12 protein-coding genes are annotated in these 13422 nt (G+C 64.3%); 3 read left to right on the top strand and 9 right to left on the bottom strand.

Annotated elements, in window-relative coordinates; genetic code table 11:
• Positions 1-27: 27 nt before the first annotated feature.
• Positions 28-843, bottom strand: a complete 816-nt coding sequence (locus tag AC1DZU_RS06530) for an oxidoreductase (protein WP_477282870.1) — start codon at positions 841-843, stop codon at positions 28-30.
• A gap of 102 nt (positions 844-945) precedes the next feature.
• On the opposite strand from AC1DZU_RS06530, the gene AC1DZU_RS06525 reads away from it, so the two are divergent.
• Positions 946-1512, top strand: coding sequence for a TetR/AcrR family transcriptional regulator (locus AC1DZU_RS06525; RefSeq protein ID WP_477282868.1), 567 nt, complete (start codon positions 946-948; stop codon positions 1510-1512).
• Between the two features lie 33 nt (positions 1513-1545).
• On the opposite strand, the gene AC1DZU_RS06520 is transcribed toward AC1DZU_RS06525, so the two are convergent.
• From AC1DZU_RS06520 to AC1DZU_RS06505, 4 genes are all read right to left on the bottom strand, one after another.
• Positions 1546-2490 (bottom strand): sigma-70 family RNA polymerase sigma factor, encoded by a 945-nt coding sequence (locus AC1DZU_RS06520; RefSeq protein WP_477282866.1) that lies wholly within the window; start codon positions 2488-2490, stop codon positions 1546-1548.
• Complete coding sequence (locus tag AC1DZU_RS06515; RefSeq protein WP_477282864.1) at positions 2487-3245, bottom strand: SDR family oxidoreductase; 759 nt, start codon at positions 3243-3245, stop codon at positions 2487-2489. The genes AC1DZU_RS06520 and AC1DZU_RS06515 overlap by 4 nt, the downstream gene beginning before the upstream one ends.
• 256 nt (positions 3246-3501) lie before the next feature.
• Positions 3502-3699, bottom strand: coding sequence for a hypothetical protein (locus tag AC1DZU_RS06510; protein WP_477282861.1), 198 nt, complete (start codon positions 3697-3699; stop codon positions 3502-3504).
• Positions 3700-3980: 281 nt separating this feature from the next.
• Positions 3981-4295: a hypothetical protein gene (locus tag AC1DZU_RS06505; RefSeq protein ID WP_477282859.1), complete on the bottom strand. Its 315-nt coding sequence runs from the start codon at positions 4293-4295 to the stop codon at positions 3981-3983.
• A gap of 169 nt (positions 4296-4464) precedes the next feature.
• Here AC1DZU_RS06505 and AC1DZU_RS06500 point away from each other — a divergent pair, with 169 nt between their 5' ends.
• Positions 4465-6486, top strand: coding sequence for an amidase (locus AC1DZU_RS06500; protein WP_477282857.1), 2022 nt, complete (start codon positions 4465-4467; stop codon positions 6484-6486).
• A 244-nt stretch (positions 6487-6730) separates the two neighbouring features.
• Here the strand turns inward: AC1DZU_RS06500 and AC1DZU_RS06495 are convergent, their stop codons facing one another.
• The 3 genes from AC1DZU_RS06495 to AC1DZU_RS06485 all read right to left on the bottom strand — a co-directional run bounded on the left by AC1DZU_RS06495 (position 6731) and on the right by AC1DZU_RS06485 (position 9958).
• The gene (locus AC1DZU_RS06495; RefSeq protein ID WP_477283271.1) at positions 6731-8164 is read right to left on the bottom strand and encodes an aldehyde dehydrogenase family protein; all 1434 of its coding nucleotides are present in this window, start codon (positions 8162-8164) and stop codon (positions 6731-6733) included.
• Between the two features lie 87 nt (positions 8165-8251).
• The gene (locus AC1DZU_RS06490; RefSeq protein WP_477282855.1) at positions 8252-8896 is read right to left on the bottom strand and encodes a ThuA domain-containing protein; all 645 of its coding nucleotides are present in this window, start codon (positions 8894-8896) and stop codon (positions 8252-8254) included.
• A 39-nt stretch (positions 8897-8935) separates the two neighbouring features.
• The gene (locus AC1DZU_RS06485) at positions 8936-9958 is read right to left on the bottom strand and encodes an LLM class flavin-dependent oxidoreductase (protein ID WP_477282853.1); all 1023 of its coding nucleotides are present in this window, start codon (positions 9956-9958) and stop codon (positions 8936-8938) included.
• Positions 9959-10172: 214 nt separating this feature from the next.
• Between AC1DZU_RS06485 and AC1DZU_RS06480 the strand changes: the two genes are divergently transcribed.
• The gene (locus AC1DZU_RS06480) at positions 10173-11378 is read left to right on the top strand and encodes an ROK family transcriptional regulator (protein ID WP_477282851.1); all 1206 of its coding nucleotides are present in this window, start codon (positions 10173-10175) and stop codon (positions 11376-11378) included.
• Between the two features lie 14 nt (positions 11379-11392).
• On the opposite strand, the gene AC1DZU_RS06475 is transcribed toward AC1DZU_RS06480, so the two are convergent.
• The gene (locus AC1DZU_RS06475) at positions 11393-13408 is read right to left on the bottom strand and encodes a beta-N-acetylhexosaminidase (protein WP_477282849.1); all 2016 of its coding nucleotides are present in this window, start codon (positions 13406-13408) and stop codon (positions 11393-11395) included.
• Positions 13409-13422: the final 14 nt, after the last annotated feature.

Genomic DNA, 13422 nt, shown 5'->3' with positions numbered 1-13422 from the left:
GCATGTGCGTGAAATCTCTTGCCTTGTTCAGACCGGCAGGCGGAACTGCTTGCGCAAGCTCTTGTCGAATATCTCCGCGGGGGCAAAGCGGCGCAGCATACTGACCTGCCGCGCGGCCCTGCCGGCGGTGTAGCGGCGTCGCGGGCGAGCATCGGTCGCGGCCCTGACGACGACCTCCGCCACCACTTCCGGCCGATCGGCCTTGGGCATCACATCGCGAAGGAGAGCGGCGACCCCGACTCGCGCCTGATCGTACTCCTTCAACACCGAATCCGGCTCAATCCCGTTCTGGTCGAAGACGGTACGGACGAATGCCGGTTCGATGACGGAGACGCGGACGTTGAAGGCGCGCACCTCATGGTCGAGCGATTCCGAATAGCCTTCGAGCGCGTGCTTGACTGCCGAGTAATGCGCTGAATATGGCGCGGGCACCAATCCCAGCACCGAGCCGATGTTGATGATGCGCCCTTCGCCGCGCCGCCGCATCGACGGCAACACCGCATTGGTCATGCGGATGACGCCGAACAGGTTGACGTCGAACAGGGCCTGCACCTGCGCGACGGAGGATTCCTCGGCGCCTCCAAGCAGGCCGACGCCGGCATTGTTGACCAGCAGGTCGATCCGGCCAGTCCGCGAGAGCACCGTCGAAACGAGTGCCGCCACGGCCTCGCCGTCGGTCACGTCGCAAGCCAGCATGGTCACCCCGTCCGGGCCGTTGCTGGCTTTGCGGCGGCTCGTGCCGAAGACGGTAAACCCTGCCCGCGTCAAGGCCTCGGCGGTGGCGCGGCCAATGCCCGAGGAGGCTCCCGTCACGACAGCGGCTTTTCCGGAATTCATTTTCATATCGTGCTCCAAACCATGAGGGCTAGCTTTATCGCGTGAGTTAAATTACACTCATAATATCAAATTATGAGCATAATGCAATAGCAGAAAGGAATCGCGGCCATGCGTTACGAAAAGGGCCGAAAGGACGCGTCACGGGGCCGGATCATGGAGGTCGCCGCCGATCGTTTTCGCGGTGACGGCATAGCCGCGTCCGGACTGGCAACCATCATGAGCGACGCCGGACTGACGAACGGCGCCTTCTATCCGCACTTTCAATCAAAGGCGGAGCTTGTCCGCGAAAGCGTCGCGGCGGCCATGGAGATTCAGTCGCAGCAACTGGCGGAAGCGCTGGCCTCCGGTGGCCCGGAGATGGGCATAGAGGCATATCTGTCCGCCGAGCACCGGGACAATCCGGGAAAGGGCTGCGCCTCCGCCGCGCTGCTGCCGGAGCTCGCGCGTCAGCCACCTGAAACGCGCGAAGTCTATACCGACCACTTGCTGACCTTGGTGCGCCAGTTGGCTGCAGCAATTCCGCGGGACAAGGACCCGGAAGGCACCGCACTGGGTGTCTTTGCAACGCTCATCGGCGCGCTTCAACTGGCTCGCGCGGTGGAAGGAACCGGTTTGTCGGATCGCATTCTTGCGGCGGGGAAAGATGCGGCGCGGAAGCTGATGCAGCAGCGCTAGGGCGGCGGGGCGGGCACAGCGATGCGCGCCAAGTCATCCCTTATCAGTGCCGGTGCTGCGACCGGAAGAGCCAGCGTCCCCGGCCAGAACCAGTTCCGCATTGTCGGCGACATAGCGGACATAGCGATAGTCGCGGATGAAACGTATCCGCCCTTCCCGCCACTCCAGCCACATAAAATAGTCGGGCTTCGGGGCGGTCCGGTGTTCGAACACCGCAATCACCTCGCGGCCTTCGAGCCAGGCGGGCGTGACCCAAACGTCATCGCCCTTGGCATAGATCGTGAAGAACATGCCGACATCCGCGGCACCCGAGCGCGGCGGGTGCAGGGACTGATGGAGCTTCACGTCGTCGGCAAGCAGTGCGCGCAAACTGTCCCAGTCGCGTTGGTTAAACAGGGCGGCATAGCGAACCACGGTCGCGGACGCGATGCGCGTATCGGGCAACGGGTTGGCGTTTGCGTTGATCTCCCGAAGCCGGGCGCGACCACGCGCCAGATGCCCCTTCACGGCATCGACCGTGATATCCAGCAGGCTGGCGATCTCGACCAGCGGCTCGTCGAGCACATCCTTCAGGATGATGACGCTGCGCTGGAGGACCGGCAGTTCCGCAAAGCGCGACACCGCGGTTTGGACGGCCTGCCTGCGCATCAGCATCTCCACCGGGTCGGCTTTGGCGTCGTCGACAATTTCAAGGGCCGCCTCGATGGGCTCCGCGATACGAATCGCGCGACTGCGCAGCAGGTCCAGCGCTCGATTGTGGGCGATCCGGAACAGCCAGGGTCGTAGTTGCGGCACGTCGCACAGCTCGTCCAGGGCAATGAAGGCTCGGGCAAAGGTGTCCTGCACGACATCCTCGCCGTCGATGACCGATCCCATCAGGCGCGAGCAATAGCGGTGCAGCTCCGGCCGCAACGCGACAGCAAGGGCAAGGAGCCCCTCCTGGCGGTCGCGGTCCACGGCAGGCCCTCTATAGCTCAAGGCGTCGCGCCCTCCATGACGGTCACTCCGGCATCGCCGTTGAGGCCGAAGACGACGCCCTCGGCATATTGCGGATCTTCCAGCACGGAAACCACCCTATCGCCGAACGCCCGGGGCGGCATCGCCGCACCGAAGCGGGCGACGAACTGTTCCGATGTGATGCCAATGGAACCCGCATAGGCGTTGGCCGCTGCATCCCCGATTCCAGTGCCGGGGATTATCTGCCGCGGCACGATCGCCTGAAAGCGGATTCCGAGGTTCTTCTCCTGCGAGACGCCATTGGCGTATTTGGCCATGAACCAAAGCATGCGTTTGGAGCCACCATAACCGCCAGACATCTGCGATCCGGCAACAGCCGCGCCACTCGACCCCACCAGCACGCGGCTGCCCGGTTGGAGCGGCAGGTTGAGCGCTGCCTGCAGCCAATAAAGCCCGGCTTTGACGTCGGTTTCCCAAGCTATGGAGAAATCCTCCCACTTCAACTGATCCAGCCGGCCCATCCGCGGTGTCGCACCGGCGTTCAGCACCAGTATATCCGGGCGGACCTCACCAAGGATGCGGTAAGCAGAGTCTTCGTCCGTGACGTCGGCGGCGATGGTGGCGACCCCGAGCCGCGCACTGACCGCTTCCAGCGCCTCGGCACCGCGGGCGACGACCGTCACCCTGGCGCCATGTTCGATCAGGGCCTCGACCAGTCCGAGGCCAAGTCCGCGGCTGCCACCGGTGACCACGACAGTTTTATCCCTGAGGCTCATTGATCCTGCTCCATTGCTTGACTGTAGCTAAGACGTTTGAGGTTCGGGAAAAGAGTCAGCCTGTCGTGCGGCTCGCACGTCAGCGGATGGCGAGTGCGGTGCCGACCATTAGCTGAGCCCGACAAGATAGTGCGGCAGCAATGTATCGAACGTGCTGCCAGGCCCGACGGCGCCGAAGGCACCGCCGGTGAAATCGTCGCCGTGAACATCACCTTGACGATCTCTCCAAAGCCGAAGCCCCGCGCCTGGGGTTGCTCTAAACATCGAGAGTGACGATCATGCCGCGGACTTCGGCCATTTCCAGGAGCAGGTCCTGTAGGTTTTCGTCCAGCGCGGCACCGGTCCGCGCCAAAAGCTCGGCAATGCACTCTCTCATCGATATGACGGAGGCACCGGTTTTCTCGGAAAGCAGCCGCCCGATGGCCGTGCGGATCAGGTCGTCCCGATCAGACATCGTGTCATCTCCCAATGCAGCCTCCTTCATGCTCCCCATGCCTCACTCAGGCTTTCGACGACAGGGCGTGGTTTCCCTTACGGTATGATTTTTTGACGCCACATCCGCGGCGGTGCTCAAGCGGACGGCAGCGACGGCTCGTTACCGGGCTGGATGGCTTCGATGGCCGTAGCGCACCGGGTGGGTTTGTATGCCGCAAGCCCAGGAATGCGCTGTTGGGAAGCGCAGAAACGCTTCAGATGGCCGCCAGAATAGAGTTTCCAAACAGGCGCTGAGCGGGCTTATTTGCCGCAATGATGATCGTTGATTTTGTTGAGCGCATTCGCGTCGGGCCCAACGCGATTGTAGGAGCACGGTCCGGCCGCCGTGGTGACCAACTGCTGGTCATAATAACGCGGGCCGCCGAAAAGGAAGTTGATGAGGTCGTCATCGGCGGGGACGTAGCGTTCGGATTGGGCCTGGTGGTGGTGATGCCGGTCGCCGGCGAACGCCGAACCACAAAGGCCTGAGCCTATCGCGATAGCGAGAGCCATGATCGCAAAGCATTTCGTGGTCATCGGCAACACCTCTTGGCTATTCTGAATCACACCATACATCCAAAACCGCCAGCCGGACAAAAGTTCCCAACGGCGCGGTTTCGCAAACCAGGCCGGACGCCGTGCCGCGGGAATACCAAATGCCGTCGAAGACCCATCGCGATTGGCTCTTGCCGAAGCCGGCCGCCTCGCTCATCCATGGAATTGCAACGACAGCTTGGAACCAGCGATGACCGATGCCAGCCTTTATCTAGTCGAAGCGACGATCGACCAATTGCGCCGCGCGCTCGACGAGGGCACGGTGACCAGCGTCGAACTGGTCGGAGCGTATCTCAGGCGCATCGCGCATTTCGACCGCCACGGCATCACGCTGAATGCTGTCCCGGTGCTCAACCCAACGATGTTCGAGGAGGCCGCCGCTTCCGACCGGCGCCGCCGCAACGGCACCGTGCTCGGACCGCTTGACGGCATCCCCTACACCGCCAAGGACAGCTACAAGGTCGCCGGCCTGACGGTGGCCGCCGGCTCGCCGGCCTTCGAGCATCTCGTCGCCAACGAGGACGCCTTCACCATCGCCCGGCTGCGCGCCGGCGGCGCGGTGCTGATCGGCCTCACCAACATGCCGCCAATGGCCAATGGCGGCATGCAGCGCGGCGTCTATGGCCGCGCCGAAAGCCCCTACAATGCCGACTTCCTGACCGCCGCCTTCGCGTCGGGCTCGTCCAACGGCTCCGGCACGGCGACCTCAGCCAACTTCTGCGCCTTCGGGCTTGGCGAGGAAACCTGGTCGTCCGGCCGGGCGCCGGCCACCAACAACGCGCTGGTCGCCTACACGCCGTCGCGCGGCGTCATTTCGGTGCGCGGCAACTGGCCGCTGGTGCCGACCATGGATGTCGTGGTGCCGCATACCCGCAGCGTGCCAGACCTACTTGAACTGCTCGAAGTGATCGTTGCCGACGACCCTGAGAGACGAGGCGATTTCTGGCGCGCGCAGCCTTGGGTCAAGCTGCCGAAATGCTCCGATGTGCGGCCGCAACGCTATACCGACCTGACGCTTGAGGGGTCGCTGAAAGGCATGCGGCTCGGCGTGCCCAAAATGTATATCGCCCGCGACAGCAGGGCGGATCGGCCGATCGAGACCCGCGCTTCGGTGCTTGCCCTGTGGGAACAGGCGGCGGCGGATCTCACGCGGCTAGGCGCCGAGGTAATCGAGGTCGATTTTCCCGTCGTCTCCAACTACGAGCGCGACCGCCCCGGCTCGCGCACCATGGTCGAGCGCGGGCTGGTGCCACCGGACTTCGCCGATCGCGAAATCTGGGATCTCTGCATCTGGGGTTGGGACGATTTTCTGCGCGCCAATGCCGACCCCGCGCTTCCCGGTCTCATCTCGGTCGATGGCACGAAAATCTTCCCGCAGCCGCCGGGCACGCTGCCCGACCGCTATGAGGGCGGCTTCGACCTTTCGGAATATGTCGAGCGGGCGCGATCCGGCGTCACATCAGTCACGGAGATTCCGACGATCGAGGACGGCCTGAAGGGACTCGAGGCAACACGGCGGATCGATTTCGAGGACTGGCTGGACTTACACGCCATCGATGCCGTGGTGCTGCCCGCCGCCGCCGATGTCGGGCCGGCCGACGCCGATGTCAACGAGCCGTCGGCCGCCCTTGCCTGGCGCAATGGCACCTGGGTCGCCAACGGCAATCTGGTCTGGCGCCATTTCGGAATTCCGACCGTCACCGTACCGATGGGAACGATGGCCGACATCGGCATGCCGGTCGGCCTAACTTTTGCCGGCAAGGCCTATGATGACGAAAGGCTGCTGCGCATGGCCGGCGATTTCGAGCGCTCCACTCAGCGCCGCACCCGTCCTCCGCGCACGCCCGAATTGGCCGACGATGTCTTTCCAAGCCGTCCCGGCCAAGCCTCGAAAAGCAAGGCGCCACCGCTCGCCATCACGCTTGCCGCCGAGACGCGGGCTTCGGGTAATCAGGACGAGATTGTCATCACGCTCGACCTGCCTGGCGAAGCGACCGATACGGCAAGCATCCAGGTGCACGTCAACGGAGAGGCCGTCACGCTGCAGCGAAGCGGCGCGCGCTTCAGCGAGAGTGCGCTTGTCCCGACTGCCGAGCATCACCGCTTCCACAGCGTCTGGCGCGGCTCGTATGGCTCGATCGTGACAGCGGTCGTGCGGCTGGAGGATGGCCGCACCGCCGGCGCCTACGTTGTGACGGGCGGCATCGGGTGAACGGAGGGGTGAAGAGCCAGCACCTGCTGTCGAGTTCCTTCGCGCCCCCCTCTGTCCTGCCGGACATCTCCCCCACACGGGGGGAGACACCAGGGCCTTCGCCAATCTTCAACGTGGCTGGAAGAGAGCTGGCGCGGAAACTTCCAATCTCCCCACCCGTGGGGGAGATGTCCGGCAGGACAGAGGGTGGCGCCGTAGAGCGCCACCTTCGCCTTGACGTAGAAGTAGAGTTCCAAACGGTCTCTCAGTCCGTCCTGATCCAGACTCCCTTGGTATTGAGATATTCGTCGAGATGCTCGGCGCCACCTTCTCGTCCGTAGCCGCTCATCTTGTAGCCGCCAAAGGGCACCGCGGGGTCGATCGCGTGATAGGTGTTGACCCAGACGGAGCCGGCGCGCAGGCGGTTTGCCAGCTGGTGCGCCTTGCCGACGTCGCGGGTGAACACGCCCGCACCCAGCCCAAAGGGCGTGTCGTTGCCGCGCCGCACCACCTCGTCCAGTGTGTCGAAGGGCAGCGCCGAAATCACTGGGCCGAATATCTCTTCCCGGGCGATACGCATGTCGTCGGTAACGCCTGAGAACACACTGGGCGCCATGAAATTGCCCACACCGAGTCCGCCTTCGGTGATGCGGTTGCCGCCGGTGACCAGCCGGGCACCTTGCCTGGTGCCGTCCTCGATGAAGCCGGCGACGCGTTCGAGCTGCTTGGGCGAAATCAGCGGCCCGATCTCGGTTTCAGGGTCGGCGCCGTCGCCGATCCTGAGTTTTGCCGCATAGGCCGAGACCCGCTCGATAAATTCCTCGTAGATCGGCCGTTCGACGAACAGCCGCGACCCGGCGATGCAGATCTGGCCGGAATTGGCGAAGACTGACATTGCCGCTATCGGCACGGCGCGCTCGAGATCCGCGTCGGCACAGACGATGACCGGCGACTTGCCGCCGAGTTCCAGCGAAACACGCTTCATATTGCCGGCCGACGCGCGCAGGATGCTCTGGCCGGTCACTGTGGAGCCGGTGAAGACGATCTTGTCGACGTCCATATGGGCGGCGAGCGGCGCGCCGGCTTCCGCGCCGGTGCCGGTGACGACGTTGACAACGCCGGGAGGCGCGCCGGCCTCCATCATCAGCGCGCCGATCAACAGCGGCGTCAGCGGCGCTTCCTCGGAAGGCTTCAGCACGATGGTGCAGCCGGCTGCCAGCGCTGGGCCGATCTTCCAGATCGACGCGGCTGTCGGCGCATTCCAGGGAATGATCGCGCCGACCACGCCGACAGGCTCCTTGCGGGTGTAGGAGACGATCTCGCCCGGCAGCGAATTGCCAATCGTGTGGCCATGGATCGACGTCGCCATGCCGGCATAGAAGCGCAGCATGCCAAGCACGCGGTTCTTGTTGGCCAGCGTGCGCACGATGGGCATGCCCATGTCCGTCGTGTCGGAAAGCGCGATCTCCTCCCAGTGACGCTCCATCAGGTCGGCGATCTTGAGCAGCAGCACCTGCCGCTCATAGGGCTTGAACCGGCTCCACGGCCCATCGAAGGCGCGCCGCGCCGCCGCCACCGCGAGGTCGACATCGCTTGAATCGGAGAGCGGCACCGTGCCGATCACGGCGCCGGTGGCGGGATTGCGTGTCTCGAAAGTCCGGCCACCGAGCGCGTCGCACCAGGCGCCATCGATCAGCATCTTGCGGTGCCGGCCATCGATCGGCGTGTGCAGGGGCAGGTCTTTAACCGATACCGTCAAGGTCCCGTCCTCCCTTCCGCAACCAATCTAGCGGGCGGCCCAGACAAGGCCGCGCTCGACGATCAGGGCCATTTCCGGCACCGCGAACTCGTCGGCATTGTGACCCAGCGCGCTGTAGAAGACCTTTCCAGCCCCATAGCGACGCTTCCAGACCACCGGCATCACGACGCCGCCTATTCCCGGAAAATGCTGGTCGGTGAAGGTGGTTGTGGCCAGCACTTCGTTGCCCGGATCGACATGCATGTAATATTGCTCCGATCGGTAGGCGAAATCACTGACGCCGCTTGTGATCGGATCATCCGGCCTGGTGACGGCGACCGTATAGTCGATGATGTCGCCGGGATGCGCGACCCACTGGCCGCCGGTCATGAACTGATAATCGGTTTCGTTGCGGAAACTGTCGCACATCGTGCCGTGAAATCCGCCAAGGCCGCTGCCCTGGCGAACCGCGAGAACCAGGTTCTGAAGTTCGGCCTTTTCGATCGTCGACATCGTGATCACGGGCACGATGAGATCGAATGCGCTGAGCTTCGGATCGGCGAACATCGCCGTGCCCTCGCCCAGCGTAACGTTGAAACCGTTGCGTTCCAGCAGGGTGCGCACGATTTTCGCGCTCTGTTCCGGCGTATGCCCTTGCCAACCTCCCCAGGCGATCAAGGCTCTCTTCGGCATGTTGTCCTCCCTGTAGCAGTCCGCCTTGATCGATCGGTGTCAGCGCCAGCCCAGCGCCGGAGCGACGTTGGTCAGGATCGCCTCGATGACATGGGCATTGTAGTCGACGCCGAGCTGGTTGGGCACGGTGAGCAGCAGCGTGTCGGCCTCGGCGATCGCCTCGTCCTGTGCCAATTCCTTGATGAGCACATCCGGCTCGGCGGCGTAGCTGCGCCCGAAGATCGCCCTGGTGTTCTCCTCGATGAAGCCGATCTGGTCGCTGCTCTGGTTGCCACCCCCGAAATAGGCGCGGTCGCGATCGTCGACCAGCGCAAAGATGCTGCGGCTGACCGACACGCGCGGCTCGCGCTGATGGCCGGCCGCCTTCCAGGCCTCGCGGTAGACCCGGATCTGCTCGGCCTGCTGGATGTGGAACGGCTTGCCGCTCTCGTCGAATTTGAGCGTCGAACTCTGCAGGTTCATGCCCAGTTTCGCCGCCCATTCCGAAGTGGCGTTGGTGGCCGCGCCCCACCAGATCCGCTCCCGCAAGCCCTCCGAATGCGGCTCGAGCCGCAGCAGGCCGGGCGGATTGGGGAACATCGGCCGTGGATTGGGCTGTGCGAACCCCTCGCCCCGCAGCGTATCGAGGAAGACTTCGGCGTGATGCCGCGCCATGTCGGCGTCGCTCTGTCCTTCCGCCGGGGCGTAGCCGAAGTAGCGCCAGCCGTCGATCACCTGCTCCGGCGAGCCGCGGCTGATGCCAAGCTGCAGGCGGCCGCCGGCGATGATGTCGGCAGCACCGGCGTCCTCGGCCATGTAGAGCGGATTTTCGTAGCGCATGTCGATGACCGCGGTGCCGATTTCGATCCGGCTGGTCTTCGCGCCAACGGCCGCCAGCAGCGGGAACGGCGACGCAAGCTGACGAGCGAAATGATGAACGCGGAAATAGGCGCCGTCCGCGCCAAGTTGCTCTGCGGCGACGGCGAGGTCGATGGACTGCAGCAGTGCGTCCGATGCCGACCGCGTCTGTGATTGCGATGAGGGCGCCCAGTGCCCGAATGACAGGAAACCGATTTTTTTCATGCCTTGCGATATATGGAAGTGGCGGATGGAATGCAAAGCCGTTGCTCGCCGATCTCGGCGTCGTCCGGCTACGCTGATCGCATCAAATAATGCTGATCCGCGCGTGGCACGATGGCGCTGTCATTGCGAAACCCGCTAGAAGTGGTAGCTACAATTGCATATAATTAAATCAACTTGATTTGTTTTCTGCAGAAGGTTCGTTGGTAACGCGCACATGCCCCCTAGAAAAGCCATCGCTGGCACCAATCTCGAACAGGCCAAGTCACACAATCGCCGCGTCGTGATCGAAGCGATCAGGACCAACGGTGCCTTGTCGCGGGCAGCGATCGCACGCCTGACGGCGCTGAGCACGCAGACCATCTCCAACATCGTCGAGGAACTCGAGCGGGAACAGCTGCTTCGCGCGCAAGCCACGCTGAAGGGCGCACGCGGCCAGCCGGCGGTGCCCTACTCGATCAATCCCGACGGCGGCTATTCGATCGGTCTGCAGCTCGACCACCAGCTGGCTGTCGGCGTCATCACCGATCTCTCCGGCACGGTTCGCGCCCGCATCGAGCGCCCGGTCGACCGGCCGACGCCGGCGCAGGCAATGCCCTTGCTGGCCGCGATAGCCGGCGACCTGATGCGCAAGTTTCGTTTCGACCGCGGCCGCCTGCTTGGCATCGGCATGGCGATGCCAGGCCCGTTCGACGTCGAGGGCATGACCTCGGTCGGGCCGACAGCGCTGCCCGGCTGGCAGGATTTCCCCGTCGCCGAAGAATTGCAGCGGCTGACCGGCATTCCGGTAACGGTTGAGAACGATGCCACCGCTGCTGCCATCGGCGAGCGGCTCTATGGCGTTGCCCGCAACCTCGGCAGCTTCGTTTATTTGTTCATCGGCACCGGCCTTGGCGCCGGCCTGTTCCTGGACGGCCATCTCTACAAGGGCAGCCGCCACAATGCCGGCGAGATCGGCCACATGATCGTCAAGCCCGGCGGCCTCGAATGCGGCTGCGGCAAGCGCGGCTGTCTCGAACGCTATGTCTCGTTGCGCGCCGCCTATGAGTGCCTGGAAATCCCCGATCCCGATCATGCCTCGCCGGAATTGCTCCAGACATTGCTGGCCAAAGGCGACAGTCTGGAAGCGTGGGTAGTCCAAGCAATCGATCCGCTGCGCCAGGCGATCAACATGCTCGAACTCGCGCTCGATCCCGAAACCGTGGTCCTCGGCGGTTTCATGCCGGTCGGCGTCATCGAGCTCCTGGCCAGCCGGCTCGACCCGTTGTACCTCTCGGTCAGCTCGACCAGCGCCCGCACCGTGCCGCGKGTGCTTGTCGGCGCCGCCGGCAAGGACACTTCGGTTCTTGGTGCTGCCGCGCTGCCGATCTTCTCCGAGACCAACCCGCAGTTCGACGTCCTGCAAAAGCCGCACGCCGGCTAGGCGAACGGGAGTTCCTAGGTCGCCCAGTAGAGCACCGGCATCAGCCCGGCCAGCGCCTTGAACCGCTCCCAGGATTTTTTCTCCGGCTGCGTCCAGCCGGTTTCCGCCAGCGCCGAGATGCGGGGAAACACCAGCCGGTCGAAGACGGCGCGGTCGGTCATCGGCTCCGACCAGATACAGCACTGCACGCCGAGCAGCTTCGTCTTCTGCGCGTCCGTCCAGCCCTCGACAGGATCGAATCCGTACAGTTTTTCCGGGTCGGACCAGCCGGCCCAGGCCGCACCCGGTTCCGACCAGGCCGGGCTGTTGGCCATGTCGAGGTAATAGACCTGGCCGGGGCACACCACCATCGCGTAGCCCTCGCCGGCAAGTGCGGCCGAGGCTTCGACCGTTCGCCAGCCGCAGAGGTAGCTTTTCTGCTTGTCGATGACATTGCCGTGCGCCGCCTCTTGCCAGCCGCCGGTGACGCAGCCGCGAGACGCAAGGAACGATTGTATGCGCTTGAGAAACTCGGCCTGCAGCACCGCCGCGCCCGAGCCGTCGATCTCATCGGCGCCGTGCGTGTTGGTGACCACGTTGAGGCGCTTGGCATGCGCGGCCGCCAGCCCCTCGGCGCCAACCTCGGTGAGCCGCGCCAGCGCCTGCGGCGAACCGGACCAGGCGCCCAGCGGCACCTCGTCGGCGCCAACATGGATGGTCTTGAACGGAAACAGCTCGATCAGTTCGTCGAGGATTTTTTCCAGCACAATGTAGGTCTCCGGTCGTGCCGGATTGATGCAATTGTTGGGAAACCCCTGCACCGAGAAATACTCGCCGCTCTCGCCGGGATCGCGCAGCTCCGGCATCGCCTGCAGCATCGCATAACAATGCCCCGGTACGTCGATCTCCGGCACCACCTCGATACCGAGTTGGCCGGCCAGTTGAACGACCTCGCGCACGGCAGCCTTGGTGTAGTAGCCGCCGCTCGGCTCGGGACCCGAACCCAGCAAAGGCGGCACTGGCAACCCATGGCCGCGCCACGCGCCGACCTTCGTCAACTCCGGATAGGCTGATATCTCGACCCGCCACGCCTCGTCGTCGGACAGATGCCAGTGGAACCGGTTGAGCTTGTTCCAGGCAAGGATGCGCAGGAAAGTCTTGACCTCGGCCGTTGCGTAGAACTGCCGGGCGACGTCGAGATGCGTGCCGCGCCAGCCCAGCGCCGGCTCATCGCGGATTTCGCCTTCGGCCGGGAACAGAAACGTCTCGGGGTGCGATCGCGCCCCGCGCAGGATTTGGCCGAGCGTGACCAACCCGTAGAACAATCCGGTTTTCGTGCTCGCCGAAACCGCGACGCCATCGGCTGAAAAGCGGATCCCATAGGCCTCCGGTCCAAATCCGTCCGCGATGCCGAGATCGACCGGCAAGCCGCCTTCGGCCTCGTTGCGCACAATGCCTTCGACGGCGAACAGGCTGTCGACAAGGTCACCGAACGCGCCGGCGGCATCGGCGGCTGCCGTTCCCTTCGGCCGAAGTACCAAACCTTGCGGAACAGCGCGTCGGCCGGAGACGGAAACGGTGCGCGGCCACGGTATGATCGAAACCGGCACGGGCGCCTGCGCGGGCACCGGATAGATTTCGGCGCCGCGCTTCAACACCGCATTGTCGCCGATCGCCTTGGTCGGAGCCAACGCAACTGGGGCCACGGTGCCATCGGCAAGCACGAGGTAGGCAGCGGTGGCGCCGTCGGTCCAGTGCCGCAGCGGATAGCTCAGCCCATGCGCGGTGACGGTCCATGTCTCACGCGGCTGCAGCACGAAACCGTCTGGCGGCGCGAATTCGGAATGGTTGGACAGCCGTTCCGAAAGCCTGCCGCCTTCGACGGTGACGGCCGGATCGATGCGGGCCGGGCCGCTGACGCACAGCCGAAACCCTTCGATGGCCTTCGACGACAAATTGGTGAGCGTCAGCGAATAGGCGAGCTTGTCGGTGGCGGTGGCCGGTGCCCAGGTCGTTTCCAGACGGAATGCGGATTTGGATTGAAGCGTCATGACAAGCTTTCGAA

The sequence above is a fragment of the Mesorhizobium sp. P2_A12 genome (assembly GCF_056405075.1).
The sequence above is the reverse complement of the archived record's forward strand: the minus strand, read 5'-3'. Positions and strand labels throughout refer to the sequence as shown.